Source organism: Kitasatospora sp. NPDC093550 (assembly GCF_044764985.1).
In the GTDB taxonomy this organism is placed as follows: domain Bacteria; phylum Actinomycetota; class Actinomycetes; order Streptomycetales; family Streptomycetaceae; genus Kitasatospora.
The window spans coordinates 114,989-140,470 of sequence record NZ_JBIWJF010000012.1 but is presented as its reverse complement, the minus strand read 5'-3'; the positions used below and the strand labels follow the sequence as shown (position 1 = coordinate 140,470).

Here is a 25,482-nt window from a genome sequence, read left to right as displayed (position 1 = left end):
TGGGGCACATCGCGCCACCTCGTGAGACGTGGCGTGGCGTGCCCGAAACCCGGTTTCGGGCCGTCCGCCCTTGGTTCGGCGGGCAGTTGGTCCCGAGACCAATGGTCTCTACCAATTCGGCTCTGCCGGCACCTCCGGACGTGGTCCGCGAACGCCGACGGCCGGCGCCCGGGGAGCCGGGCGCCGGCCGTGTCGCGATCACGGGCGGTGGCGTCAGTTCATCGCCATCTCGTCGGTCAGGCTGGCCTCGGTGCTCGGCAGGCCGAGCTCGGAGGCGCGCTTGTCGGCCATCGCCAGCAGCCGGCGGATCCGGCCGGCCACCGCGTCCTTGGTCAGCGGCGGGTCGGCGAGCGCGCCCAGCTCCTCCAGCGAGGCCTGCTTGTGCTGCATCCGCAGCTGGCCGGCCGCGGCCAGGTGCTCGGGGACCTCCTCGCCGAGGATCTCCAGCGCGCGGGCGACCCGGGCGCCGGCCGCCACCGCGGCGCGGGCCGAGCGGCGCAGGTTGGCGTCGTCGAAGTTGGCGAGCCGGTTGGCGGTGGCCCGTACCTCGCGGCGCATCCGGCGCTCCTCCCAGGCGAGCACCGACTCGTGCGCGCCGAGGCGGGTCAACAGCGCGCCGATCGCGTCGCCGTCACGGATGACCACCCGGTCCACCCCGCGGACCTCCCGGGCCTTGGCCGGGATGCCGAGCCGGCGGGCCGCGCCGACCAGGGCCAGCGCCGCCTCGGAGCCGGGGCAGGTGATCTCCAGCGAGGAGGAGCGGCCCGGCTCGGTGAGCGAGCCGTGCGCCAGGAAGGCACCGCGCCAGGCCGCCTCGGCGTCGCAGGTGGCACCGGAGACGACCGCCGGGGGCAGGCCCCGGATCGGGCGGCCCCGGCCGTCGACCAGGCCGGTCTGGCGCGCGAGCAGCTCGCCGTCCTTGACCACCCGGACGACGAAGCGGCTGCCGCGGCGCAGGCCGCCGGGCGCCATCACGACGAGGTCGGAGGAGTGCCCGAAGATCTCCAGCAGGTCCTTGCGCAGCCGCCGTGCCGCCGCTCCGGTGTCCAGCTCCGCCTCGATCACGATGCGGCCGCTCACGATGTGCAGTCCGCCCGCGAACCGCAGGATCGCCGACACCTCCGCCTTGCGGCAGCAGGCCCGGGTGACCGGGAGCCGGCTGATCTCGTCCTTCACCGCTGGAGTCATCGCCATGGCCCGATCCTTCCATGTGTCCGGAAAATCCGGTCGTACGCTGCCGCCAACAGCTCGGGGTCGTGTCGCGGCGTGCCGTCGGTGCGGGCCACCGAACCGAGCACCAGTGCGGCGCCCATCCGCTCGGCGGCCTTCTCCAGACCGGCGAGGTCGGCCTGGCCGAAGGCGCCGCCGGTGACGGCGCGCTCGTCCACCAGGATCGCATCCACCGCGAGCTCCGGAGCGTGGTCGGCGATGACTTCCAGGTGACGCTGCGGGGTGAAGCCCTCGGTCTCGCCGGGCTGGGGGGCCAGGTTCAGGGTGAGCAGCCGGCGGGCGCGGGTCTCGGTGAGCGCCTTGGTCAGCTCGGGCACCAGCAGGTGCGGCAGCACGCTGGTGAACCAGGAGCCGGGGCCGAGCACCACCCAGTCCGCCTCCCGGACGGCGGTGACCGCCTCCGGGACGGCCGGCGGCTCGTCCGGCACCAGCCGGATCGACTGCACGGTGCCGGGGGTCGCCGCGACGTTCGCCTGGCCGCGGACCGCCGACACCTCGCCGGGGCGGGCCGGGTCGTGGCCGCGGACGGTCGCCTCGATGTCCAGCGGCACCGCCGACATCGGCAGCACCCGGCCCTGGACGTTGAGCAGCCGGCCGACCCAGTCCAGGGCCTCCACCGGGTCGCCCAGCTTCTCCCAGAGCGCGACGATCAGCAGGTTGCCGACGGCGTGGCCGCCGAGCTCGCCGTTGCCGGTGAAGCGCTGCTGGATCACCTCGGACCAGGTGCGGCCCCAGTCGTCGTCCCCGCACAGCGCGGCCAGCGCCTTGCGCAGGTCGCCCGGCGGCAGCACACCGAGCTCGCTGCGCAGCCGTCCGCTGGAGCCGCCGTCGTCGGCGACGGTGACCACGGCGGTGAGGTCGCTGGTGAGCCGGCGCAGCGCGGACAGCGAGGCGGACAGACCCTGGCCGCCGCCGAGCGCGGTGATCCGGGGGGCCGGGTTGGCCCGGGCGGGGCTGCTGCGCGGACGGCTCGGCGCCGGGGGCCGGGCCGGGCTTCCGGCCCGGTCACCGGTCCTGCTCTGCGGTTGCCGCCCGGGCACGTATCCCGCCACACATCACCTCGCGTTCTTCGGCCCCGCCACCGGCTCCGCCGGCGGCCCGGCTGCGCAGGCGGCGGTTACTCCCGTCCCATGTCACGGTGGACGAGCACCGTCTCGACTCCGTTGGCGATGAGACGCTTGGTCAGACGCTCGGACATGGCGACGCTACGGTGCTTGCCACCGGTGCAGCCTACGGCAAGCGTCATGTAACGCTTCCCCTCGCGCCGGTAGCCCTCGGTCACGATCCGGAGCAGCTCGGTGTAGCCGTCCAGGAACTCGTTGGCGCCGGGCTGCTGGAACACGTAGTCGGCGACGTCAGCGTCGGTGCCGGTGCGGGCCCGCAGCTCGGGCACCCAGTGCGGGTTGGGCAGGAAGCGGCAGTCCACCACGAGGTCGGCGTCGACCGGCAGGCCGTACTTGAAGCCGAAGGACATCACGGTGGCGCGCAGCTCGGGTTCGTCGTGGTCGGCGAACTGGGCGTCCAGCTTGGCGCGCAGCTGGTGCACGTTGAGGTTGGAGGTGTCGATCACCAGGTCGGCCTCGCCGCGCAGGTCGCGCAGCAGGTCGCGCTCCTGGGCGATGCCGTCGACGATCCGGCCGTCGCCCTGCAGCGGGTGCGGGCGGCGCACGTTCTCGAAGCGGCGCACCAGCGCCTCGTCGGAGGAGTCCAGGAAGACCACCCGGAGGCGGACGCCGCGCTTCTCCAGCTCGTCGAGCGAGGTGAGCAGGTCGTCGAAGAACTGGCGGCCGCGGACGTCCACGACCACGCCGATCCGGGCGACGTTGCCCTGGGAGCGGGCGCCCAGGTCGACCATGGTCGGGATGAGGGCCGGCGGCAGGTTGTCCACCACGAACCAGCCCAGGTCCTCCAGGCACTTGGCGGCGGTGGAGCGGCCGGCTCCGGACATGCCGGAGATGATCACCAGCTCCGGCGCGTTCTCGGCCACGTCTGACACGGTCACTTCGGTTCCCCGCTCTCGGTCTTTCTACTGGGGAGAACGCGCACGGCGCGGCCGCCCTTCCCCGGCCCGGGCAGGCGGGCGGGGTCGGGGCACACCGGCTGACGGGCGCCGTCGGCCGTCATGGCGTCTCCTGGGATGGTGCGGTCTGGGGTGCTGCTGCCACCGGCTCGGCCCCGTCCTCGATGATCTCGCCGGTCGCGGTGTTGACCGCGGGTCCGGCGGGTGTACGGGACGACAACGCCGCCGCAACAGTCTCCGCGGTGCGGCGTCCGATGCCGGGTACCGCGCAGAGCTCGTCCACGGTGGCGGCCCGGAGCTTCTTCAGCGAGCCGAAGTGCTTGAGCAGCGCCTGGCGGCGAGTCTCGCCGAGCCCCGGGATGGAGTCCAGCTCTCCGGCGGTGAGTCGCTTGGAACGCTTGGCGCGCTGGTAGCCGATCGCGAAGCGGTGCGCCTCGTCGCGCACGCGCTGGAGCAGGTAGAGCCCCTCGCTGGAGCGGGGCAGCACCACCGGGTCGTCCTCGCCGGGCAGCCAGACCTCCTCCAGCCGCTTGGCCAGGCCGCACAGCGCGACGTCGTCGATGCCGAGCTCGTCCAGGGCGCGCTTGGCGGCGGCGACCTGCGGCTGGCCGCCGTCGACCACCAGCAGCTGGGGCGGGTAGGCGAAGCGCTTGGGGCGGCCGTCCTCGGTGCGCGGGCCGTCGTCCGGGCGCGCGCCGTCCTCGGGCTGGTCGTCATCGGACTCGGGGACGGCCCACTCGCCGGTCTGCTCGCGCTCCTGGAGGTAGCGGCGGAAGCGCCGGCTGATCACCTCGTGCATCGAGCGGACGTCGTCCTGGCCCTCGAAGCCCTTGATCTGGAAGCGCCGGTACTCGCTCTTGCGGGCCAGGCCGTCCTCGAAGACGACCATGGACGCGACCACGTCCTCGCCCTGGAGGTGGGAGATGTCGTAGCACTCGATGCGCAGCGGGACGGAGTCCAGCTCCAGCGCGTCGGCGATCTCCTGCAGGGCGCGGCTGCGGGTGGTGAGGTCGGAGGCGCGCTTGGTCTTGTGCAGCGCGAGCGCCTGCAGGGCGTTGCGCTGCACGGTGGCCATCAGGTCCTTCTTGTCACCGCGCTGCGGCACGCGCAGGTCGACCTGGCTGCCGCGCAGGCCGCCCAGCCACTCCCGCACCGGTTCGACCGGGTCGGGCAGGGCGGGGACGAGCACCTCGCGCGGGACGGACTCGCCGCCGCCGTAGAGCTGTTGGAGGGCGTGCTCGACCAGGCCGGCGGTGTCGACGTCCTCGACCTTGTCGGTGACCCAGCCGCGCTGGCCGCGCACCCGGCCGCCGCGGACGTGGAAGATCTGCACGGCGGCTTCGAGTTCGTCCTCGGCGACGGCCAGCAGGTCGGCGTCGGTGGCGTCCGCGAGCACGATGGCGTTCTTCTCCATCGCGCGCTTGAGGGCGCCGATGTCGTCGCGCAGCCGGGCCGCCTTCTCGTACTCCAGCTCGGCCGCGGCCTCCTGCATCTGCTCTTCGAGCCGGCGCAGGTAGTTGCCGGTGCGTCCGGCCATGAAGTCGCAGAAGTCCTCGGCCAGCGCCCGGTGTTCGTCCGCCGAGACCTTGCCGACGCAGGGCGCGGCGCACTTGCCGATGTAGCCGAGCAGGCACGGCCGGCCGACCTGCCGGGCGCGCTTGAAGACGCCGTTGGAGCAGGTGCGGACGGGGAAGACGCGCAGCAGCAGGTCGACCGTCTCGCGGATCGCCCAGGCGTGCCCGTACGGGCCGAAGTAGCGCACGCCCTTCTTGTGCGCCCCGCGCATCACCTGGACCCGCGGGTACTCCTCGTTGAGGGTGACGGCGAGTTCCGGATAGCTCTTGTCGTCCCGGTACTTGACGTTGAACCGCGGGTCGAACTCCTTGATCCAGGAGTACTCCAGCTGGAGCGCCTCGACCTCGGTGCCGACCACGGTCCACTCCACCGAGGCGGCGGTGGTGACCATGGTCGCGGTACGCGGGTGCAGCCCGGCGAGGTCCTGGAAGTAGGAGGACAGGCGCGGCCGCAGGCTCTTGGCCTTGCCGACGTAGATGACCCGGCCGTGGGCGTCACGGAACTTGTAGACGCCCGGGGAGATCGGGATCGCGCCGGGCGCCGGGCGGTAGGTGCTCGGGTCAGCCATGGGTCCACCGTACCGACAGGGGGCGGGGGTGCGGACGGGAGATCGACTCGGCGTTGGTCAACGGCTTCAGCTCGGGGTCACCTTGAGGTTTCCGCCGTCGACCGTGACGGTGTAGGCGGGCAGCGGGGAGGGGGCCGGGCCGTCCTGCACGGCGCCGTCGGCGATGCCGAACCGGCTGCCGTGGCAGGGGCACTGGATCTGCTGGTTCTTCACCTGGTCCACGATGCAGCCGGCGTGGGTGCACTTGGCGCTGAAGGCCTTGTACTGGCCGGCGGTCGGCTGGGTGACCACGATCTTCTGGTCGCGGAACACCGTGCCGCCACCCTCCGGCACGGCCGAGGCCGGGCCGAGGTCCACCGGGCCCTTGGCGCTGCTGCCGGAGGAGCCCGAGGAGGAGGCGCTGCTGCAGCCGGTGACGGCCACGGCACCGCCGGCCGCCAGGACGGCCGCGGCCCCGCAGAGCAGGGTGCGGCGGGAGGCGGCGGGGCTGGTCTCGGGGGCCTCGGACATCGGTGCGCTCCTACGGTGTGCTGCTGCTGCGAGGGACCACGGAAGTCTATGCCGCACGCGCCCCGCCGCTCCCGGGAGTCCCGCTGTTCGGCGGTCCCGGGAGTGGCGGGGCGGGCGGGGGCGCTTCTTCGCCTACTTCTTCGCCGCGGCGGCGCGCTTGCGCGGTGCCGCCTTCTTCGCCGGGGCGGCGGCCGGGGCGTCCGCGAAGTCGCTCGGCAGGATGTCCCGCAGGAACTTGCCGGTGTGGCTCTCCGGGACGGCGGCGATCTGCTCGGGGGTGCCCTCGGCGACCACCGTGCCGCCGCCGGAGCCGCCCTCGGGGCCCATGTCGACGATCCAGTCGGCGGTCTTGATCACATCGAGGTTGTGCTCGATGACGATCACCGTGTTGCCCTTGTCCACCAGCCCGCTGAGCACCTTGATCAGCTTGCTGATGTCCTCGAAGTGCAGACCGGTGGTCGGCTCGTCCAGCACGTAGACCGTCCGCCCGGTGGAGCGCTTCTGCAGCTCCGAGGCGAGCTTGACGCGCTGCGCCTCGCCGCCGGAGAGCGTCGGCGCGGACTGGCCGAGCCGGACGTAGCCGAGGCCGACGTCGTTGAGCGTCTTCAGGTGCCGGGCGATCGCCGGGACGGCCTCGAAGAAGGCCAGCGCCTCCTCGATCGGCATGTCCAGCACCTCGGCGATGGACTTGCCCTTGTAGTGCACCTCCAGCGTCTCCCGGTTGTACCGGGCGCCGTGGCAGACCTCGCACGGCACGTAGACGTCCGGCAGGAAGTTCATCTCGATCTTGATGGTGCCGTCGCCCGAGCAGTTCTCGCAGCGGCCGCCCTTGACGTTGAACGAGAACCGGCCGGGCAGGTAGCCGCGGACCTTGGCCTCCTGCGTCTCCGCGAAGAGCCGGCGGACGTGGTCGAACACCCCGGTGTAGGTGGCCGGGTTGGAGCGCGGCGTGCGGCCGATCGGCGACTGGTCGACGTGCACCACCTTGTCCACCTGGTCGGTGCCGGTGATCCGGGTGTGCCGGCCGGGCACGCTGCGGGCGCCGTTCAGCTCCCGGGCGAGGTGGGTGTAGAGGATGTCGTTGACCAGCGTCGACTTGCCGGAGCCGGAGACCCCGGTGATCGCGGTGAAGGTGCCGAGCGGGAAGCCGACCGTGACGTCCTTGAGGTTGTGCTCGCGGGCGCCGTGGACGGTCAGCTGGCGCTTCTTGTCCCGCTCGCGGCGGGAGGTCGGGATCGGGATGGACCGCTTGCCGGAGAGGTACTGGCCGGTCAGCGACTCCTTGTTGCCGAGCAGCTGCTTCAGCGAACCGGAGTGCACCACCTTGCCGCCGTGCTCGCCGGCGCCCGGGCCGATGTCGACCACCCAGTCCGCGGTCTTGATGGTGTCCTCGTCGTGCTCGACCACGATCAGGGTGTTGCCGATGTCGCGCAGCCGCACCAGCGTCTCGATCAGCCGGTGGTTGTCCCGCTGGTGCAGGCCGATGGACGGCTCGTCCAGCACGTACAGCACGCCGACCAGGCCGGAGCCGATCTGGGTGGCCAGCCGGATGCGCTGGGCCTCGCCGCCGGACAGGGTGCCGGCCGCGCGGTCGAGCGAGAGGTAGTCCAGGCCGACGTCGACCAGGAAGCGCAGCCGCTCGTTGACCTCCTTGAGGACCCGCTCGGCGATCTGCTTGTCCCGGGCGTTGAGCTTCATCGCGCCCAGGAACTCGGAGCAGTCGCTGATCGACATCGAGGAGACCTCGGCGATCGACCTGCCCTCGACGGTGACCGCGAGCACCACCGGCTTGAGCCGGGTGCCCTGGCACGTCGGGCAGGGCACCTCGCGCATATAGCCCTCGAAGCGCTCGCGGCTGCTGTCGCTCTCCGCCTCGGTGTGCCGGCGCTGGATGAACGGGACGGCGCCCTCGAAGCCGGTGCTGTACGAGCGCTCGCGGCCGAAGCGGTTGCGGTAGCGGACCTGCACCTGGTGCTTGTGCCCGTACAGCAGCGCCTTCTTGGCGCGGGCCGGCAGCCCGGCCCAGGGGATGTCGGTGCGGAAGCCGAGCTCCTCGGCGAGCGCGTCGATCAGGCGCTGGAAGTACTCCTTGGCGTGCCCGGCCGACCACGGGTGGATCGCGCCCTCGTCCAGCGAGCGCTCCGGGTCCGGCACGACCAGCTCCGGGTCGACCTCCATCCGGTTGCCGAGGCCCGAGCAGTCCGGGCAGGCGCCGAACGGCGAGTTGAAGGAGAAGGAGCGCGGCTCCAGCTCCTCGAAGGAGACGTCGTCGTACGGGCAGTAGAGGTGCTCGGAGTACATCCGCTCGCGCTCCGGGTCGTCCTCGGGGAGGTCGACGAAGTCGAGCACGACCATGCCGCCGGACAGCCGCAGGGCCGTCTCCACCGAGTCGGTGAGCCGCCGCTTGGCGCTCTCCTTGACGGTCAGGCGGTCGATGACCACCTCGACGGTGTGCTTCTCCTGCTTCTTGAGCTTCGGCGGCTCGGCGAGCTGGATCGTCGCGCCGTCCACCCGGGCACGGGAGTAGCCCTTGGACTGGAGGTCGGCGAAGAGGTCGACGAACTCGCCCTTGCGCTCGCGCACCACCGGGCTGAGCACCTGGAAGCGGGTGCCCTCGGCGAGCTCCAGCACCTTGTCCACGATCGCCTGCGGCGACTGCTTGGCGATCGGGCGGCCGCAGTGCGGGCAGTGCGGCTTGCCGATCCGGGCGAACAGCAGGCGCAGGTAGTCGTAGACCTCGGTGATCGTGCCGACGGTCGAACGGGGGTTGCGGTTGGTGGACTTCTGGTCGATCGAGACGGCCGGGGAGAGGCCCTCGATGAAGTCCACGTCGGGCTTGTCCATCTGCCCGAGGAACTGACGGGCGTAGGAGGACAGCGACTCGACGTAGCGGCGCTGGCCCTCGGCGAAGATCGTGTCGAAGGCGAGCGAGGACTTGCCGGAGCCGGAGAGGCCCGTGAAGACGATGAGGGAGTCGCGGGGCAGGTCGAGCGAGACGTTCTTGAGGTTGTGCTCGCGAGCACCGCGGACGATGAGGCGGTCGGCCACTGCTTCTGGCGCCTTTCTCCGGGGCGAGATGGCTTGCGGTGAGATTCGGTACTTCTTCCAGGATGCGGCAGCCAGCCTATAGCTCAGACGTTCGAATCTCGACTCTGTCCAGCCGAGACCACCCGAACGAGTGAGGACGGGGTCGGGACGGTCCGTGCCCGTACCGTGCGCGTACCGAAAAACCGCCTGCTCAGGGCCCGGATCCGGCGGTAGCGTCGACTGGTCAACGAGCGGAGCCCCCCGCGGGCAACGCGCCGTCTCCCGACAGAAGGCAGTTTCGATGACCGACCCGCAGTCCGCCGCCGCCTCCGCCGCCTCCTGGCTGGTTCAGGTCGAGGAGAGCACCCAGCGCCTGCTGCAGACCGCCGCCGAGCTGAAGCCCGAGGCCGTCGCCGAGCCCTCCGCGCTCCCCGGCTGGACCCGCGGCCACGTGCTGGCCCACCTCGCCCGCAACGCCGACTCCCTGGTCAACCTGCTCGACGGGGCCCGCACCGGCACCGACATCCCGCAGTACGCCAGCAACGAGGCCCGCGACGCCGACATCGAGCGCGACGCGCCGCGCCCGCTGGACGTCCACCTCGCCGACCTGCGCGAGTCGCACGAGCGCTTCGCCGCGGCCGCCGCCAAGCTGCCCGACGAGGCCTGGACGGCCGAGATCCGGCACCGCACCGGCTACCTCTTCCCGGCCTTCGACATCCCGCACAAGCGCCTGCTGGAGCTGGAGTACCACCACGTCGACCTGGACGCCGGGCACACCCCCGCGCAGTGGCCGGAGTCCTTCGCCGTCGCCCAGTTCCACAAGCTGGCCAGGGGCCTGGCCGACACCGACCTGCCCGCCGTCCGGCTGGCCGCCGAGGACACCGGGGACCGCGCCGCGATCGGCACCGGCGAGCCCGCCCTGACCGTCGAGGGCCCCGTCCGCGCGCTGACCGCCTGGCTCTCCGGCCGCTCCGCCGGCACCGGCCTGCGCCGCACCCCCGACACCGCCCTCCCCCAGCTTCCCCCGATGGGCTGACGGCGCGAGGATGATCCTGAACCCTGTAGCCGGACGAGGAGCGGACGCATGACGTACCACGGAGCGGTCAAGGTCGGTGGACCGCCGGACGTGCGGGAACTCGCACACCTGATCATCACCAAGGTGGCGGTCGGCCCGTACGACAACAACGCCTACCTGCTGCGCTGCCGGGCCACCGACGAGCAGCTGCTGATCGACGCGGCCGCGGACGCCCCGGTACTGCTGGAGACCGTCGGCGACGACCTGGAGACCGTGGTCACCACCCACCGGCACCACGACCACTGGGGCGCGCTGGCCGAGGTGGTCGCCACCACCGGCGCCCGCACCGCCGCCGGCGAGCACGACGCCGAGGGCATCGACGTCCCCACCGAGCTGCGGCTCGCCGACGGCGACAAGCTCCGGGTCGGCGACGTCGAGCTCACCGTCCGCCACCTGGTCGGGCACACCCCCGGCGCGATCGTGCTGGTCTACGACGACCCGCAGGGCCACCCGCACGTCTTCACCGGCGACTGCCTCTTCCCCGGCGGCGTCGGCAACACCTGGGGGGACCCGGAGGCCTTCAAGACCCTCTTCCGGGACGTCAACGAGAAGATCTTCGACGTCCTCCCCGACGAGGCCTGGATCTACCCCGGCCACGGCAACGACACCACCCTCGGCGCCGAGCGCCCCCACCTCGACGAGTGGCGCGAGCGCGGCTGGTGACGCTTTCCGGGCTGGTCGGCTCCAGACGGAGCCGACCAGCCCGAATCATTGCCCGCCTCCAGAGAGATGCCGGGCGCAGGCACATGCCGACTCCATGCAGAGGCACACCAACGTGAGGGCACCGGACACCTCGCGAATGCCGCCAGGGCAAGCCCAGTGCGCGTCCAGCTGACATTCGGCGCTGACGTAGCGCCCGGCCCTGCTCACCTCGAAGCGGATCACGATGCCGGTCGACGCCGCCGACCGACGGGCGGCGGCGGTCACGACCAGGCCCTCAGGTCCGTCATGTTGAAGTCCTCCAGTTCCACCCAGACGACCACCCGGCCGGTGGCATCGGTGGAACCCCACTCGCAGCCCGACCGGAGGATGTCGAGCACCTCGGTCCACTGCGTGGACGAGGTGTCAGCGGGCGCAGTCGTCGAGAGCCGAACGCGGCCCGCTCTCCCCCTGGTGACTCTCACGGGAGCCCCTGCCGCCTGGCAGAGAGACGCCTTGAGCAAGCTTGTGCGCATGCTGATCTCCATCGACGTTCCCCATATCGATACAGTGGAATCGTATCGATAGAGTAGCGCTGTCGGCGTTACGGTGTCAGCCGCAGCGAACGATTCGAGCGAGGAGGTCCGAGGCATGAGCGACACGCCCTCCTACCTGCAGGTCGCGGATGCCCTGCGCTGTCAATTGACCTCCCGGCGGCTTCAGCCAGGCGATCGAATGCCGTCCATCAGTGCGCTCCAGCGCGAGCACGATGTCTCGACGGGCGTGATCCAGCGGGCCTACGCCCTGCTGATCGACGAAGGGCTCGTGCTCGCCCGCCCCGGGGCGGGCTACTACGTGAAATCCCAAGAGCCGCCGGCCGTTCTCGTCCGGCGCCAGCGCGCGGCGCCGGGTGACGGATCGCCGACCGAGGCCGCCCTCGCCCGGCAAGGCGTGGTCGGCACCTGGCGGCACGAGTCGCAGCCTCGTGCCGCCGACACCCGGATCGCGGCCCGGCTGGGCATCCAGCCAGGCGATCCGGTGATGCACACCAGCTATGTGTATCTGGCAGACGGCGACCCGGCCCAGCTCGCCGAGAGCTGGGAACCCATGGCGATCACCGGCGGCAGCCTGATCGTTCTACCGGAGGCCGGCCCGCACGCGGGCATCGGTGTCGCCGACCGGATGGCCCTCCTCGGCATCGAGGTCGGCACGCCGGTCGAACGCGTCACCGCCCGCCAGGCCAGCCGCGCCGAGGCCCAAGCCCTCGGCGCGGCACCCGCCGTCCCCGTGATGGCGATCGAGCGCACCTACTACGACCAGGCCACCGGCCGTCCGGTCGAGACCGCCGACATCGTGCTGCTCGGCTCCCGCTGGGTCGCCGAGTACGGCCGACGCCCACAGAACTGAGCCCCGCCGCCGGATGATGCATCCGGCGGCGGGGCTCAACCCGTTCACTTCCTCGGTCAGGCGTCGAGCATCTCGGTCTCGCGCTCGGCCTCGGCGGCCTTCTTCGAGGCCCGCAGGCTGGTGAACGTGGTGACGGCCAGCACCGCCACGATGAAGCCCAGCGAGAACGGGATGCCGATCTCCGGGGCCCAGGTCGCGCCCGCCTCGTGCGCGGCGTGCAGCACCAGCTTCACGCCGATGAAGCCGAGGATCACCGACAGGCCGTACGACAGGTGGACGAGCTTCTTCAGCAGGCCGCCGATCAGGAAGTACAGCTGGCGCAGGCCCATCAGGGCGAAGGCGTTGGCGGTGAAGACGACGTACGGGTCCTGGGTGAGGCCGAAGATGGCCGGGATCGAGTCCAGGGCGAACAGCACGTCGGTGGTACCGATGGCCAGCATGACGATCAGCATCGGGGTGATCAGCCGGCGGCCGTGCTCCCGGACCAGGAGCTTGGTGCCGCGGTAGTCCTCGGTGGCCGGGAAGCGCCGGGTGATCGACTTGAGCACGCGGTTCTCCTCGAACTCCTCGTCCTCCCCGTCCTCCCGGGCCTCCTTGATCAGCTTCCAGGCGGTCCAGATCAGGAAGGCGCCGAAGAGGAAGAACACCCAGGAGAACTGGGTGACCAGCGCCGCGCCGCCGGCGATGAAGACCGCCCGGAGCACCAGCGCGATGATCACGCCGAACATCAGCACGCGCTGCTGGTAGATCCTGGGCACCGCGAACTTGCCCATGATCAGGATGAAGACGAAGAGGTTGTCGACGCTGAGCGACTTCTCGGTGATGTAGCCGGCGAAGAACTCACCGGCCGGCTGTCCGCCGGAGTGCCACCACAGGAAACCGCCGAAGAGCAGCGCCAGGACGACCCAGACGGCCGTCCAGATCCCGGCCTCCTTGATCGAGACCTCGTGCGGCTTGCGCCCGCCGATGAAGAAGTCCGCCACGATCAGTGCGATCAGCACACCGATCGTCGCGCCCCACATGGTCACGGAAACGTCCATTACTGCTCCTCCGGCAGCTAGGCGAGACAGGTCGTCACTGCCGGAGGTCTCTTCCGCCCATCGGGCCAGCGCCCCGGGGTGCCGCGACGGCACCCGTGATGACGGGGTCGGCTGTCGAGGAATACTCCCCTCCGCTGCCATCGAGAGTAACAGGAGAGGCAAAGAAAGGTAAAGAAGGTAAAGAGCCGTCAGGAGGCCGGCATCAGAGGTAGGGCTCGATCGCCGGCAGCAGGTCCTGGAAGGTCCGCCCCTTCGCCGGGGCGCCGATCGCCTGCATCTCCCAGCCGCCGTTGCCGTCCCGGACCACCTTGGCCATGATCTGGCCGGTGTGCGAGCCGCCGCCCGCCAGCTCGTAGCGGGCCAGCTCCAGCCCGGTGGTCTCGTCCACCAGCCGGCAGTGCGCCCGCTGCACCTCGGCGAAGGTCTGCCCGGTGTACGAGCTGACCGTGAACACCACCTGGGTGATGTGCGCCGGCACGTGCAGCAGGTCGACCAGGATCGCCTCGTCGTCCTCGTGCCCCGAGCCGCCCTCCAGGTTGTCCCCGGTGTGCCGGACGGAGCCGTCGTTGCTCTCCAGGTGCTGGAAGAACACCACGTCGGACGGGGTCTTCTCGGCGTACAGCAGCGCCGAGGCGTCCAGGTCGATCGTCCTGGTGCGACTGCCGAACAGGCCCCGCTTGGGGGCGGCCTGCCAGCCGAGGCCCATCCGGACCACGGTCAGGGCGCTGCCCGGCCCCTTCTGGAGACTGACCCGCTGCCCCTTGGCAAGGTTCACCGACACGACGTTGTCCTCTCTGCCGGCCACGCGGCGCTGCCCGCCGCCCGGCTACCCGGTGGAACACCCCGTCGCCGTCCCCCGGCTGAGGCCCCCTCTGCATACGGCCCGCGCCCTTCCCGTGGGCGCGATGCCGCAGGCCAGCCTAGGCCCTGCGGCACCCCGACCTCCCCAGGGTTTCCCCGTTTGTGGCAAGGCTGAGACACCGCCGGGCTTGACCGGTGCCATTCCGGCCAAGCCCGGGCGGCGTCCCGGTTACGCCACGCCCGCCTCGCGCATCTGCCGCAGCTCCTTCTTCAGCTCCTTGACCTCGTCGCGCAGCCGGGCCGCGACCTCGAACTGCAGGTCGGCGGCGGCCGTGTGCATCCGGTCGGTCATCTCCTGGATGAGGTCCGCCAGCTCGGCGGCCGGCAGGGACTTGGCGGGCTTGCGCTCGGCTCCCAGCGAGGGCACCGGGGCCTTGCCCTTGCCCTGGCCGCGGTAGCCGGTGGACAGCAGCTCGTCGGTGTCCACGTCCTCCCGGGCGAGGGTGTCCAGGATGTCGCCGATCTTCTTCCGCAGCGGCTGCGGGTCGATCCCGTGCTCCTTGTTGTACGCCTGCTGCACGGCCCGGCGGCGGTTGGTCTCGTCGATGGCCTTCTCCATCGCCGGGGTGATCTTGTCCGCGTACATGTGGACCTGGCCGGAGACGTTGCGGGCCGCGCGGCCGATCGTCTGGATCAGCGAGGTGCCGGAGCGCAGGAAGCCCTCCTTGTCCGCGTCCAGGATCGCCACCAGCGACACCTCCGGCAGGTCCAGGCCCTCGCGCAGCAGGTTGATGCCGACCAGCACGTCGTACCGGCCGGCCCGCAGCTCGCGCAGCAGCTCCACCCGGCGCAGGGTGTCCACGTCGCTGTGCAGGTACCGGACCCGGATGTCGAGGCCGAGCATGTAGTCGGTGAGGTCCTCGGCCATCTTCTTGGTCAGCGTGGTGACCAGGACGCGCTCGTCCCGCTCCACCCGCTTGCGGACCTCGTGCACCAGGTCGTCGATCTGGCCCTCGGTCGGCTTGACGATCACCTCGGGGTCGATCAGACCCGTCGGGCGGATGATCTGCTCGACCTGGCCGTCGCCGCGCGACAGCTCGTACGGGCCGGGCGTCGCCGACAGGTAGACCGTCTGACCGATCCGCTCCAGGAACTCCTCCCACTTCAGCGGGCGGTTGTCCATCGCGGACGGCAGCCGGAAGCCGTGCTCGACCAGCGTGCGCTTGCGCGAGGCGTCGCCCTCGTACATCGCGCCGATCTGCGGGACGGTCACGTGCGACTCGTCGATGACCAGGAGGAAGTCCTCCGGGAAGTAGTCCAGCAGCGTGTTCGGCGGGGAGCCGGGCTCGCGGCCGTCGAAGTGCATCGAGTAGTTCTCGACGCCCGAGCAGGTGCCGATCTGGCGCAGCATCTCGATGTCGTAGGTGGTGCGCATCCGCAGCCGCTGGGCCTCCAGCAGCTTGCCCTGCTTCTCCAGCTTCGCCAGCGTGCCCTCCAGCTCCCGCTCGATGCCGGTGATCGCGCGCTCCATGCGCTCGGGGCCGGCCACGTAGTGCGAGGCGGGGAAGACGTAGACGGACTCGTCCTGGCTGATGATCTCGCCGGTGAGCGGGTGCAGGGTGTACAGCGCCTCGATCTCGTCGCCGAACATCTCGATCCGGACGGCGAGCTCCTCGTACACCGGGAAGATCTCGATGGTGTCGCCGCGCACCCGGAAGGTGCCACGGCTGAAGGCCACGTCGTTGCGGGCGTACTGGATGTCCACGAAGCGGCGCAGCAGGACGTCCCGGTCGATCTCCTGGCCGACCTTGAGCGGCACCATCCGGTCCACGTACTCCTGCGGCGTGCCCAGGCCGTAGATGCAGGACACGGACGCGACCACGACCACGTCCCGCCGGGTGAGCAGCGAGTTGGTCGCCGAGTGCCGCAGCCGCTCGACCTCCTCGTTGATCGAGGAGTCCTTCTCGATGTAGGTGTCCGTCTGCGGGACGTACGCCTCCGGCTGGTAATAGTCGTAGTACGAGACGAAGTACTCGACCGCGTTGTTCGGCAGCAGCTCGCGGAACTCGTTCGCCAGCTGCGCGGCCAGCGTCTTGTTCGGCGCCATCACCAGGGTGGGCCGCTGCAGCTTCTCGATCATCCAGGCCGTGGTGGCCGACTTGCCGGTGCCGGTGGCACCGAGCAGCACGACGTCCTTCTCCCCTCCCCTGATCCGCCGCTCCAGCTCGGCGATCGCCGCCGGCTGGTCACCGTTCGGCTGGAAGGGGCTGACGACCTCGAAGGGCGCCACGGACCGCTCAATACTCGTGATGGGACGCACGACTCCACCGTACGACCCACCACCGACAAGCCGGGCCTACTTGGCGCTGTCCCGGGCGAGGGCGACGAGGCGGGAGATGGCGCGCAGGTACTTCTTGCGGTAGCCGCCGCGGAGCATGTCCTCGGGGAAGACCTGGTCGAAGGGGAGACCGGAGGCGGTGATGGGGAGCTCGCGGTCGTACATGCGGTCGGCCAGGACGACCAGGCGCAGGGCGGTGGACTGGTCGTCGACCTTGCGCACGCCGCGCAGGCAGACGGCGGTGACGTCGTCCAGCAGGGCGCCGTAGCGGCTGGGGTGGACGGCGGAGAGGTGGGCGAGCAGGGCGTCGAAGTCGTCCAGGGAGGCGCCGGGGGTGCGGGCGGCGGCGGCCTCGACCGCCTCGTCGGTGTACGGCGGCGGGGCGTCGGGCAGGCCGCGGTGGCGGTAGTCCTGGCCGTCGATCCGCAGCGGGCGGAAGTGCGCGGACAGGCCCTGGATCTCGCGCAGGAAGTCGGCGGCGGCGAAGCGGCCCTCGCCGAGCTTCTCCGGCAGCGTGTTGGAGGTGGCGCACAGCTTGACGCCGGCCTCGACGAGGCGGCCGAGCAGGGTGGAGACCAGGACGGTGTCGCCCGGGTCGTCCAGCTCGAACTCGTCGATGCACAGCAGCGTGTGCCCGGAGAGGGTCTGCACGGCCTGCTGGAAGCCGAGCGCGCCGACCAGGTTGGTCAGCTCGACGAAGGTGCCGAAGGCCTTGGGGCCGGGGGCGGCGTGCCAGAGCGAGGCGAGCAGGTGGGTCTTGCCGACGCCGTAGCCGCCGTCGAGGTAGACCCCGGCCGGGCCGGTGGGGGCGGGGGCGGAGCGGCGGAACCAGCTGCGCTTGGGCGCGGAACCGTTTCCTCCCGCGAGGGTGGCCGCGAACTGCTCCAGGACCTGCACGGCCTCGTACTGGCTGGGCTGGCTCTGGTCCGGGATGTACGACCCGAAGCTCACGCCGGCGAACCGGGGCGGCGGGACCATCTCGGCGACCAGCCGCTCGGCGGGCACGACGGGACGGCGTTCGGTGAGCGCGATCGGGGAGCCGGCCGCGCTCGCGGTGGCTATGGAATCGGTCGCGGTGTCGGGGCGGGAGGCTGCGGGCACATCAGTAGAGGGTACGCCTGCTCCCGACCCCCTCCGAACCGCCTCCGCGGGGGCGGCGGTGGAACACTGAGGGCATGCAACAGTTGATCAGCCCGCTGGGTGCGCCGGTCGCCGATCCGGCCGCGCTGGATTCGCTCGCCACCGTGTACGCGTACCCCGAACAGGTGAATCGGGGCCGTCCCTGGCTGCGCGCCAACATGGTCGCCGGGCTGGACGGCGGGGCGCGGCTCGACGGCCTGTCGGAGGGGCTGTCCGGCGACGCGGACAAGCGGATCTTCGGGGTGCTGCGGGCGCTGGCGGACGTGGTGCTGGTCGGTGCGGAGACGGTCCGCGCGGAGGGCTACCGGCCGGCCCGGGCCCGCAAGGAGTTCGCGGCGGCCCGGACGGCGGCGGGGCAGGCGCCGGCCCCGGTGATCGCGGTCGTGACCCGCTCGCTGCAGCTGGACCTGACCGCGCCGCTGTTCACGGAACCGCTGGTCAGGACGGTGGTGATCACCACCGATGACGCCTCCGAGGAGCGCCGCCGGGCGGTCGCCGAGGTGGCCGACCTGGTGCTCGCCGGCACCGGCGCGGTGGACCTGCGGGCGGCCGTCGCGGCGCTGGCCGAGCGGGGCTGGACCCGGCTGCTCACCGAGGGCGGCCCGCGCCTGCTCGGGCAGCTCGCCGCCGCGGACCTGCTGGACGAGCTGTGCCTGTCGGTGGCCCCGCTGCTCACCGGCGGCGACGCGCCGCGCATCCTCCACGATGCGGAAATGCCTGACGTGCAGCGGATGCGGCTGGTCTCATTGATCGAGCAGAAAGGATTCCTCTTCACCCGCTACCTGCGTCACCTGGGTTCGGAATGACCCCGTGACCCCCCGGTCGTGATCCCGTTATGCGATGCCGGGGCCCGGGGGCCGGCCACTGGAAGGGACTCACGTGTTCAAGACGGTACTGATGATCGAAAAGGCTCTCTCCGACGCGGACGTGGAGCTCGTCACCACGCTCCACAGCGACGAGAAGGTCTCCTTCGTCGTCCTGATGCAGCCGCGCGGCAAGCAGGACGAACTGCTGCGGGCGCTCGACGACGTCGCCCTCGGCCACCTCGACAAGGTGGTGCACGAGCACGACGAGTCCGAGAGCGGGCCCACCGTGGCCACCGAGTCGCTGGAGCACAGCCTGCGCCACCTGCGCGCGGCCGGGGCCGAGGCGATCGGCGAGCTGGTCGAGGAGAAGCCGCTGGAACGGTTGCGCGCGGCGGTGGAGGAGCACCAGGCGGACGAGGTGGTGGTGCTCACCTCCCCGCACTTCGTGGAGGAGTTCTTCCATCGCGACTGGGCCTCCCAGGCCCGGCACAAGGTGGGGGTCCCGGTGCTGAGGCTGTTCGCCAGCGACTCCTAGCTCCGCGCGCCGGTGGTGCAGAATCGTCCTTGCGGTCCGCCCGCGAGGACGGTTCCCACGTCGGCGCCACGCCGACCGGCGCCGAACCGTCCGCCCGACCTGTCTGCCCCCGCCCGTACGGAGCCACGCCTTGAACGACGCCGCGCACGACCTGCACGCCCCGCACTTCATCGGCATCGGCGGCGCCGGGATGTCCGGCCTGGCGAAGATCCTCGCAGTGCGCGGTGCCAGCGTCTCCGGCAGCGACTCCAAGGAGTCCGAGACCGTCCTCGCGCTGCGCGCCCTCGGCGCCACCGTGCACGTCGGCCACGCCGCCGAGCACGTGCCGGACGGCACCAGCAGCGTGGTCGTCTCCAGCGCGATCCGCGCCGACAACCCGGAGCTGGCCGCCGCCCACGAGCGCGGCATCCCGGTGGTGCACCGCTCCGACGCGCTCGCCGCGCTGATGGGCGGACGCCGCGCGCTCGCGGTGGCCGGCACCCACGGCAAGACCACCACCACCAGCATGCTCGCGGTCGCCCTCGGCGAACTGGGCCTGGACCCGTCCTACGCGATCGGCGGCGACCTCGACGCTCCCGGTTCCAACGCCCACCACGGCACCGGCGAGATCTTCGTCGCCGAGGCCGACGAGAGCGACCGCAGCTTCCACAAGTACGCGCCCGAGGTGGCGATCGTGCTCAACGTGGAGCTGGACCACCACGCCAACTACGCCTCGATCGACGAGATCTACGAGTCGTTCGAGACCTTCGTCGGCCGGATCGTCCCCGGCGGCACCCTGGTCGTCTCGGCCGACCACGACGGCGCCCGCGAGCTGACCTCCCGGGTGGCCGGCCGCGAGGGCCTGAACGTGGTCACCGTCGGCTCCGCCGAGGACGCCGACGTGCGGGTGCTCTCGGTGGTCGCCCGCGGCATGACCAGCGAGGTCACCGTCGTCCTGGACGGCGCCGAGCTGACCTTCACCGTCTCGGTGCCGGGCCGCCACTACGCCCACAACGCCGTCGCCGCGCTGGCCTCGGGCGTCGCCCTGGGCGTCCCGGCCGCCGACCTGGCCAAGGCGCTCGGCGCCTACACCGGCGTGCGCCGCCGCCTGCAGCTCAAGGGCGAGGCCGCCGGCGTCCAGGTGATCGACTCCTACGCCCACCACCCGACCGAGATGACCGCCGACCTGGAGGCCATCCGCGAGGGCCTGGAGGGCGCGGGCCGGGTGCTGGTGGTCTTCCAGCCGCACCTGTTCAGCCGCACCCAGCAGCTCGCCGAGGAGATGGGCCAGGCCCTGGCGCTGGCCGACGCCTCGGTGGTGCTGGACGTCTACCCGGCCCGCGAGGACCCGATCCCGGGCGTGACCAGCGAGCTGATCATCGACGCCGCCCGCCGGGCCGGCGCCGAGGTGACCGCCGAGCACTCCTTCGCCGCCGCCCCCGCCCTGCTGGCCGGCCTGGCCCGCCCGGGCGACCTGCTGCTCACCATGGGCGCGGGCGACGTCACCAACCTGGGGCCCGAAATTCTGGAGCACCTCGCGAACGTTGCCTCCAACGTCTGACGCACGTCCGTCCGACGTCCACCGCGACCGGGAGCCGTGATGAGCTACGAGATCGACAAGTCCGAGGCCGAGTGGCGCGAGCAGCTCAGCCCCGAGGAGTACCACGTGCTCCGCGAGGCGGGCACCGAGCGCCCGTTCACCGGTGAGTACACCGACACCAAGACGGTCGGCGTCTACAGCTGCCGGGCCTGCGGCGCGGAGCTGTTCAGCTCCGAGACCAAGTTCGACAGCCACTGCGGCTGGCCGTCGTACTACGCGCCGCTGGCGGAGGACCGGGTCCAGTACATCGAGGACACCTCGCACGGCATGCGCCGGGTCGAGGTGCGGTGCGCGCGCTGCGGCGGGCACCTGGGGCACGTCTTCGAGGGCGAGGGCTACGGCACGCCGACCGACCAGCGCTACTGCATCAACAGCATCTCGCTGACGCTCAAGCCGGCCGAGTAGCGCCGAACGACGCCCGGCGGCGCCGAGCGGCACGGACCGCAGGAGGCCCGGACGACCGTACGGTGTCCGGGCCTCCGTGCTGTCCGGGCGCCGTCCGGGCGCCGGGCGCTGTTTCGGCGCCGGGCGCTATCCGGCGACCGGCTCGAAGCGGACCGGGAGGTGCACCAGGGCGCGGTGGAACGGGCCCGGACGCCAGAGCAACTCCTCGGCGGGAGTGGCCAGTTCGAGATCGCTGAGGCGACTGCCGAGCTGCTCGATCGCGGTGATCGCGATCAGCAGGGCCGGGTCACGGGCCGGGCAGGCGTGCGGGCCTGCCGCCCAGGCCAGGTGGGCGCTCTCGCCGCTGCGCAGCTCCTCGCCGTCGGTGGGCGGCGCGGCCTGGGAGTTGGCGGCCGCGTACGAGACCAGCACGAGGCTGCCGGCCTTGATCTCGCGGCCGTGCAGGACGACGTCGTACCGCGGGTAGTGGGCGGAGAGGTTGGCCAGCGGCGGCTCGTGCCAGAGCACCTCGTCGATCGCCTGGTGGGCGGTCATCGCCCCGCCGAACAGCGAGCCGGCGTAGCGGGCGTCGGTGAGCAGGCGCAGCAGGGCGTTGCCGATCAGGTTGGTGGTCGGCTCGTGCCCGGCGATCATGGTCAGGCTGATGTGCCGGATCACCTCGTCGTCGTCCAGCCCGACCGGGTGGGTGACGAACCAGGACGCGAGGTCGTGGCGGGGGCGTTCGCGGCGCTCGGCGACCATCGCGCTGACGACCGCCAGCAGCTTCCCGTACGCGGCGCCCGCCTGCGCGGTGGACTCGATCAGCCCGGTGATCGCCGCCACCACCTCGGCGCGCTGGTCCTCGGGCACGCCGAACCAGGTGGTGAGCACGACGGCGGGCACCTGGCGGGCGTACTCGGCGATCAGGTCGGCGTGGCCGACCGCGGCGAAGCGGTCGATCAGCCCGTGGGCGGTCTCGGCGACCTGGCGCTGCAGCCGGTGCGGTTCGAACAGCGCGAGGGCGTCGGTGATCACCGCCCGGTAGCGCGCGTGCGTCTCGCCGTCGCTGAACAGGGCGGTCGGGCGGTAGCCGAGCACCGGCAGCAGCGGGGAGTCCGGCGGGACGGTCCGCTGCCAGGCGCGGGAGTCCTTGGAGAAGGTGTCGGAGTCGCGCAGCAGGTCCAGCGCGGCCTGGTAGTCGGTGACCAGCAGGGCCTCCACCCCCGGCGCGATCTCCACCGGGGCGACCGGGCCGTGCCGGCGCAGCCGCTCGTAGACCAGCTGGGGGTCGGCGGCGAAGACCGGGCCGTGGATCGGGGTCGGGCGGGTCTCGACGGTCACGGGCGCTCCTGGGTGTCGGGGGAGGCGGCGGGCAGGGCGTCGAGGACGTGCTCGGCCAGTGCGATCAGCGCGTCCAGGCTGCTCTCCCGCTCGCGGGCGTCGCAGAGCAGCAGCGGGGTGGCGGCGTGCAGGTCCAGGTGGGCGCGGAGCACCCCGACCGGGTGGACCGGCGCGTCCGGGAAGCAGTTGACGGCGACGGCGTAGGGCAGGCCCTGCTCCTCGACCATGTCCATGATCTCGAAGGAGTCGGCCAGCCGGCGGGTGTCGGCGAGCACCAGGGCGCCCAGGGCGCCGCGGGCGATGTCCTGCCAGAGCGGGAAGAAGCGGCGCTGGCCGGGGGTGCCGAACATGTAGAGCACGACGTTGCCGGGCAGGGTCAGCCGGCCGAAGTCCACGGCGACGGTGGTGGTGGTCTTCTCGGGCAGGCCGGCCAGGTCGTCCACCGGCCGTCCGGCCTCGGTCATCGCCTCCTCGGTGTGCAGGGTGGCGATCTCGGAGAGGGTGCGGATGAGGGTGGTCTTGCCGACCCCGAACGGTCCGGCGACCACCAGCTTCATCAGCGTCTGGTCCCGGTCGGGCAGGTAGCCGACCCGGCCCGGCTCCCCGGCGGCCCGGGTGGTCGGGCCGTGGGCGGAGTCGTGGGCGGTCGGGCCGTGGCCGGTCGGGGCGGCGGCCCGGTCACCGGAGCGCGCGGAGTCCAACGAGGAGCCTCTCGACGATGGAACGGTCGGTCTGCTGGGCACGCGGGATCGGCGCGCGGGCGTGCAGGCAGCCCGCCTCGACCAGATCGGCGGCGAGGAAGACGGTGGCGCTGACCGGCAGGCGCAGGTGCGCGGCGGCCTCCACCACGGTCAGCGCGCCGGGGCGCAGCAGTTCCCAGAGTCGGCGGTGTTCGGGTTCGAGCCCGGTCGGCGGTTCGGCGCGGTCGGCGAACAGGACGGTCAGCCGCTCGAAGCCCTCGGTGCCGGGGCGGCTGCGGCCGCCGGTGGCCAGGTAGGCGGGCACCATCCGCCTGCGGGGAGCGGCGGTCATGACCGGACGGTGTCGTCCTGCCGCCGCGACGGGCTCGCGAGCGCGCGGCCCAGGGCGGCGACCTGCACCTGCATCTGGTAGGCCACGTTGCCGAGCTGGGCGTCCGGCGTGGTGAACACGGCGAGCGAGGTGTTCTCCCCGGCGGGGACGACGACGGCGTAGCCGAGGTCGGACTCCACCACGGTCTGGGCCAGACCCGGCCGCTCGCTGCCGGTGAACGCGGTGGTGAACGCGCGGGCGGCGGCGTGCACGGTCGCGGTCATCGCGGCGACCCGCTCGGCGGAGGCCCGGCCCAGTCCGTCCGAGGCCCCCTCGACCAGGCCGTCCCCGGTGGCGATCACCGCGTGCAGCACCCCCGGCAGCTCGAGCAGCGGGGTCAGCACCCACGAGATCTCGTCGGTGGCGGTCGGGCTGGGCGGCGTGCTGCTCACTGCTCGGCTCCTTCTAAGGACGTCGGGAGGGTCGTCGGGCCGGTGGTGTGGTCACCGGGGGGACGGCCGGCGGTGGTGTCGCCGGAGGTGGTGGCTGTGCCGGGCGTGGTGTCGCCGGGGGTGACGGTGGTGCCGGGGATGACGGTGCTGCGGCCGTCCGCGCGGGTGCCGTCCGCGTGGACGGCGGCGCGGACGGCGGCCCGGCCGGAGTCGGTGCCCCGCTGCAGGGCCTGCCAGTGGGCGGCGGCCCGCTCGGGGGTCCGGTCGGGAGCGGGCGTGGCGGCCGGAGCGGCGGGCGGGCCCGACTCCTCGGCGGCCAGCGGACGGCGGCGGCGCCGGGTGGGCAGACCGGTGCCGTCGTCCGCCGGGCTGTCCGGGGCTCCTTCCGGGGCGCCTTCCGGGGCGCCTTGCGGGGTGCCCGAGGTGCCCGGGCCGGGCACCACGCGGATGGCCGGCGCCGGGTGCGGGCCCGGCTGGTGGTGGCGGTCGGCGAGCTGCGGGCCGTCCCGCTCGTCGGCGTCGCGCATCGGCGGGACGGCGGCGACGGTGGGCGCGGGGGCGGGCCCGGAGCCGGCCCGCAGCGGCAGCGGGGTGAGCACCGACAGCGGCTGCCCGTCGTCCATGACGGTCACCAGACCGGCCGGGATCCGCAGGATGGTCCGCATGCCGCCGTACGGCGAGGGCTCGATGTGGCAGGAGAAGCCGTACTGGCGGGCCAGCTTGCCGATCACCGCGAAGCCGGTCTTGGGCGGGTTGCCGAGCTCGGTGAGCAGCAGGTCCGGCGGCCCGGCGAGCAGCCGGCGGGCGCGGCGCAGCTGGTCCTCGTCCATGCCGATGCCGCTGTCGTCGATGATCACCAGCGCGCCGCGGCCGCCCTGCTGCACGGTGACCGGGACGTCGGTCTCCGGGTGCGAGTAGGCGGTGGCGTTGGCGAGCAGTTCGGCGATGGTGACGGCGATCGGCTCGGCGGCCCGGGCGACCACCGCGAGCCGGTGCTCCCGCAGGTGGTTGGCGACCTTGATCCGGGCGTAGCCGGGCACCCGGGAGAGCGCGCCGACGACCACCTCGGCGAGCGGCGAGTCGGTGCGGGCCAGGCCCGGCCAGGCCTCGCAGAGCACGGCGACGGTCTGGATCCGGCGCAGCGCGACCTCGTTGCGGAAGTCGACCTCCAGCAGCCGGGGGTCGTCGTTGTCGTGCTGGAGCTGCTGGACGAGGCTCTGGATCTGGTAGAGCAGGGTCTGGATCCGGGAGGTGGCGCCGCGCATGGCGGCGCGGGCGGCGGCGTCCACCCGTTCGCGTTCGTCGGCGAGCGCGGCGGCGGCGGCGTCCAGGACGGACTGCAGCGCCCGGACGGCCTCCGGCCCGACGGCCTGCGGGTCCAGCGGGCCGACCAGCGGGGCGTTGGCGTGGGTCACCCGTACCGCGGTGGCCGCGATCCGCTCCTGGGCGAGGTGGCCGACCTCGGCGAGCAGCGCGGCGGCGTGCGCCTCGGCGGCCGCGAGCCGGCGCTCGGCCTCCTCGGCGCGGGTGGTCGCGGCGGCGGTCTGGCGGACGACCTCCCGGACGGACTCCTCCGCCTCCCGGGCCGCCTCCTGCGCCTTGTGGGCGGCGGCCTCGGCGGCGCGGGTCTGGCCCTCCGCCCGCCGGGCCTCGTCGATGGCGCGCCGGAGGCCCTCCTGCGCCTCGCGCTGCTGCTGCTCGGCGCGGGCGAGGCGGCCCTCGGCGACGCGGGCGCGCTCCTCGCCCCGGGTGAGCGCGGTCTCGGCGGCGGCCGCGCGGGCGAGGGCCGCGGCCCGGCCGCGGGCGAGCACGGCCGTGGCCACGGCGGCGACCAGCGCCACGGCGATCAGCGCGATCAGCGTCGTCATCGGAGTCCTCGGGAGTGCGTGCGGGTCGGGCCGGGCAGTGGCGTCGGGGGCGCGGGGGCCGTACAGGCGTCTCGGCCCCGGGCGCCCGGGCCCCGGGCAGCGCGCGGGGGCGGTACGGGCGTCGGCGCCGGACGGG

Annotated in this window: 22 protein-coding genes; 7 read left to right on the top strand and 15 right to left on the bottom strand. The window is 72.5% G+C overall.

From position 1 onward, the window contains the following. Nucleotides 1-213: 213 nt before the first annotated feature. The 6 genes from whiA to uvrA form a co-directional block, all read right to left on the bottom strand. Nucleotides 214-1,194, bottom strand: coding sequence for a DNA-binding protein WhiA (gene whiA, locus ACIRD3_RS20750; RefSeq protein ID WP_350521392.1), 981 nt, complete (start codon nucleotides 1,192-1,194; stop codon nucleotides 214-216). Continuing rightward, nucleotides 1,185-2,282 carry a uridine diphosphate-N-acetylglucosamine-binding protein YvcK gene (gene yvcK / locus ACIRD3_RS20745; RefSeq protein WP_402218548.1) on the bottom strand — a complete coding sequence of 366 codons (1,098 nt, stop codon included), beginning with the start codon at nucleotides 2,280-2,282 and terminating at the stop codon, nucleotides 1,185-1,187. Before yvcK ends, whiA begins: the two co-directional genes overlap by 10 nt. A 65-nt stretch (nucleotides 2,283-2,347) precedes the next feature. Continuing rightward, nucleotides 2,348-3,232 carry an RNase adapter RapZ gene (rapZ, locus tag ACIRD3_RS20740; RefSeq protein WP_402218546.1) on the bottom strand — a complete coding sequence of 295 codons (885 nt, stop codon included), beginning with the start codon at nucleotides 3,230-3,232 and terminating at the stop codon, nucleotides 2,348-2,350. Nucleotides 3,233-3,350: 118 nt separating this feature from the next. Beyond that, nucleotides 3,351-5,393 (bottom strand): excinuclease ABC subunit UvrC, encoded by a 2,043-nt coding sequence (gene uvrC, locus ACIRD3_RS20735; protein WP_402218544.1) that lies wholly within the window; start codon nucleotides 5,391-5,393, stop codon nucleotides 3,351-3,353. Nucleotides 5,394-5,459: 66 nt separating this feature from the next. After that, nucleotides 5,460-5,903: a Rieske (2Fe-2S) protein gene (locus tag ACIRD3_RS20730; RefSeq protein WP_402218542.1), complete on the bottom strand. Its 444-nt coding sequence runs from the start codon at nucleotides 5,901-5,903 to the stop codon at nucleotides 5,460-5,462. Nucleotides 5,904-6,035: 132 nt separating this feature from the next. Next, nucleotides 6,036-8,951 (bottom strand): excinuclease ABC subunit UvrA, encoded by a 2,916-nt coding sequence (uvrA, locus tag ACIRD3_RS20725; protein ID WP_402218541.1) that lies wholly within the window; start codon nucleotides 8,949-8,951, stop codon nucleotides 6,036-6,038. A gap of 280 nt (nucleotides 8,952-9,231) precedes the next feature. Between uvrA and ACIRD3_RS20720 the strand changes: the two genes are divergently transcribed. From ACIRD3_RS20720 to ACIRD3_RS20710, 3 genes are all read left to right on the top strand, one after another. Further along, nucleotides 9,232-9,966: a maleylpyruvate isomerase family mycothiol-dependent enzyme gene (locus tag ACIRD3_RS20720; RefSeq protein WP_402218539.1), complete on the top strand. Its 735-nt coding sequence runs from the start codon at nucleotides 9,232-9,234 to the stop codon at nucleotides 9,964-9,966. Between the two features lie 48 nt (nucleotides 9,967-10,014). Continuing rightward, nucleotides 10,015-10,668, top strand: coding sequence for an MBL fold metallo-hydrolase (locus tag ACIRD3_RS20715; protein WP_402218537.1), 654 nt, complete (start codon nucleotides 10,015-10,017; stop codon nucleotides 10,666-10,668). A gap of 627 nt (nucleotides 10,669-11,295) precedes the next feature. Beyond that, nucleotides 11,296-12,051: a GntR family transcriptional regulator gene (locus ACIRD3_RS20710; protein ID WP_402218536.1), complete on the top strand. Its 756-nt coding sequence runs from the start codon at nucleotides 11,296-11,298 to the stop codon at nucleotides 12,049-12,051. Nucleotides 12,052-12,107: 56 nt separating this feature from the next. Here ACIRD3_RS20710 and ACIRD3_RS20705 read toward each other — a convergent pair whose 3' ends face one another. From ACIRD3_RS20705 to zapE, 4 genes are all read right to left on the bottom strand, one after another. Then, nucleotides 12,108-13,091 (bottom strand): TerC family protein, encoded by a 984-nt coding sequence (locus ACIRD3_RS20705; protein WP_402218533.1) that lies wholly within the window; start codon nucleotides 13,089-13,091, stop codon nucleotides 12,108-12,110. A 202-nt stretch (nucleotides 13,092-13,293) separates the two neighbouring features. Then, on the bottom strand, nucleotides 13,294-13,872 hold the full coding sequence (locus ACIRD3_RS20700; protein ID WP_402218530.1) for a TerD family protein: 579 nt from the start codon (nucleotides 13,870-13,872) through the stop codon (nucleotides 13,294-13,296). Between the two features lie 249 nt (nucleotides 13,873-14,121). Continuing rightward, a complete protein-coding gene (uvrB, locus tag ACIRD3_RS20695; protein ID WP_402218527.1) occupies nucleotides 14,122-16,212 on the bottom strand; it encodes an excinuclease ABC subunit UvrB in 2,091 nt (696 codons plus the stop codon). A gap of 36 nt (nucleotides 16,213-16,248) precedes the next feature. Then, nucleotides 16,249-17,292, bottom strand: coding sequence for a cell division protein ZapE (gene zapE, locus ACIRD3_RS20690; protein ID WP_402218847.1), 1,044 nt, complete (start codon nucleotides 17,290-17,292; stop codon nucleotides 16,249-16,251). Nucleotides 17,293-17,405: 113 nt separating this feature from the next. Between zapE and ACIRD3_RS20685 the strand changes: the two genes are divergently transcribed. The 4 genes from ACIRD3_RS20685 to msrB all read left to right on the top strand — a co-directional run bounded on the left by ACIRD3_RS20685 (nucleotide 17,406) and on the right by msrB (nucleotide 20,695). Continuing rightward, complete coding sequence (locus ACIRD3_RS20685) at nucleotides 17,406-18,176, top strand: pyrimidine reductase family protein (RefSeq protein ID WP_402218524.1); 771 nt, start codon at nucleotides 17,406-17,408, stop codon at nucleotides 18,174-18,176. Between the two features lie 73 nt (nucleotides 18,177-18,249). Then, complete coding sequence (locus tag ACIRD3_RS20680) at nucleotides 18,250-18,711, top strand: indole-3-glycerol phosphate synthase (RefSeq protein ID WP_402218521.1); 462 nt, start codon at nucleotides 18,250-18,252, stop codon at nucleotides 18,709-18,711. A gap of 151 nt (nucleotides 18,712-18,862) precedes the next feature. Next, nucleotides 18,863-20,251, top strand: coding sequence for a UDP-N-acetylmuramate--L-alanine ligase (gene murC, locus ACIRD3_RS20675; protein WP_402218845.1), 1,389 nt, complete (start codon nucleotides 18,863-18,865; stop codon nucleotides 20,249-20,251). Between the two features lie 39 nt (nucleotides 20,252-20,290). After that, nucleotides 20,291-20,695 carry a peptide-methionine (R)-S-oxide reductase MsrB gene (msrB, locus tag ACIRD3_RS20670; protein ID WP_402218518.1) on the top strand — a complete coding sequence of 135 codons (405 nt, stop codon included), beginning with the start codon at nucleotides 20,291-20,293 and terminating at the stop codon, nucleotides 20,693-20,695. A gap of 126 nt (nucleotides 20,696-20,821) precedes the next feature. Here msrB and ACIRD3_RS20665 read toward each other — a convergent pair whose 3' ends face one another. The 5 genes from ACIRD3_RS20665 to ACIRD3_RS20645 all read right to left on the bottom strand — a co-directional run bounded on the left by ACIRD3_RS20665 (nucleotide 20,822) and on the right by ACIRD3_RS20645 (nucleotide 25,346). Then, nucleotides 20,822-22,015, bottom strand: a complete 1,194-nt coding sequence (locus ACIRD3_RS20665) for a cytochrome P450 (RefSeq protein ID WP_402218517.1) — start codon at nucleotides 22,013-22,015, stop codon at nucleotides 20,822-20,824. Beyond that, the gene (locus ACIRD3_RS20660; RefSeq protein WP_402218842.1) at nucleotides 22,012-22,572 is read right to left on the bottom strand and encodes a GTP-binding protein; all 561 of its coding nucleotides are present in this window, start codon (nucleotides 22,570-22,572) and stop codon (nucleotides 22,012-22,014) included. The genes ACIRD3_RS20665 and ACIRD3_RS20660 overlap by 4 nt, the downstream gene beginning before the upstream one ends. Nucleotides 22,573-22,693: 121 nt before the next feature. Further along, nucleotides 22,694-23,047, bottom strand: a complete 354-nt coding sequence (locus ACIRD3_RS20655) for a DUF742 domain-containing protein (RefSeq protein ID WP_402218514.1) — start codon at nucleotides 23,045-23,047, stop codon at nucleotides 22,694-22,696. Next, complete coding sequence (locus ACIRD3_RS20650) at nucleotides 23,044-23,478, bottom strand: roadblock/LC7 domain-containing protein (protein ID WP_402218512.1); 435 nt, start codon at nucleotides 23,476-23,478, stop codon at nucleotides 23,044-23,046. Before ACIRD3_RS20650 ends, ACIRD3_RS20655 begins: the two co-directional genes overlap by 4 nt. Next, nucleotides 23,475-25,346: an ATP-binding protein gene (locus ACIRD3_RS20645; RefSeq protein WP_402218509.1), complete on the bottom strand. Its 1,872-nt coding sequence runs from the start codon at nucleotides 25,344-25,346 to the stop codon at nucleotides 23,475-23,477. Before ACIRD3_RS20645 ends, ACIRD3_RS20650 begins: the two co-directional genes overlap by 4 nt. Nucleotides 25,347-25,482: the final 136 nt, after the last annotated feature.

Coding starts and splice junctions, on each gene's coding strand:
- whiA (WP_350521392.1), bottom strand. CDS start 1,194: ATGGCGATGACTCCAGCGGTGAAGGACGAGATCAGCCGGCTCCCGGTC.
- uvrC (WP_402218544.1), bottom strand. CDS start 5,393: ATGGCTGACCCGAGCACCTACCGCCCGGCGCCCGGCGCGATCCCGATC.
- ACIRD3_RS20730 (WP_402218542.1), bottom strand. CDS start 5,903: ATGTCCGAGGCCCCCGAGACCAGCCCCGCCGCCTCCCGCCGCACCCTG.
- ACIRD3_RS20720 (WP_402218539.1), top strand. CDS start 9,232: ATGACCGACCCGCAGTCCGCCGCCGCCTCCGCCGCCTCCTGGCTGGTT.
- ACIRD3_RS20715 (WP_402218537.1), top strand. CDS start 10,015: ATGACGTACCACGGAGCGGTCAAGGTCGGTGGACCGCCGGACGTGCGG.
- ACIRD3_RS20710 (WP_402218536.1), top strand. CDS start 11,296: ATGAGCGACACGCCCTCCTACCTGCAGGTCGCGGATGCCCTGCGCTGT.
- ACIRD3_RS20705 (WP_402218533.1), bottom strand. CDS start 13,091: ATGGACGTTTCCGTGACCATGTGGGGCGCGACGATCGGTGTGCTGATC.
- ACIRD3_RS20685 (WP_402218524.1), top strand. CDS start 17,406: ATGCAACAGTTGATCAGCCCGCTGGGTGCGCCGGTCGCCGATCCGGCC.
- msrB (WP_402218518.1), top strand. CDS start 20,291: ATGAGCTACGAGATCGACAAGTCCGAGGCCGAGTGGCGCGAGCAGCTC.
- ACIRD3_RS20660 (WP_402218842.1), bottom strand. CDS start 22,572: ATGAAGCTGGTGGTCGCCGGACCGTTCGGGGTCGGCAAGACCACCCTC.
- ACIRD3_RS20655 (WP_402218514.1), bottom strand. CDS start 23,047: ATGACCGCCGCTCCCCGCAGGCGGATGGTGCCCGCCTACCTGGCCACC.
- ACIRD3_RS20645 (WP_402218509.1), bottom strand. CDS start 25,346: ATGACGACGCTGATCGCGCTGATCGCCGTGGCGCTGGTCGCCGCCGTG.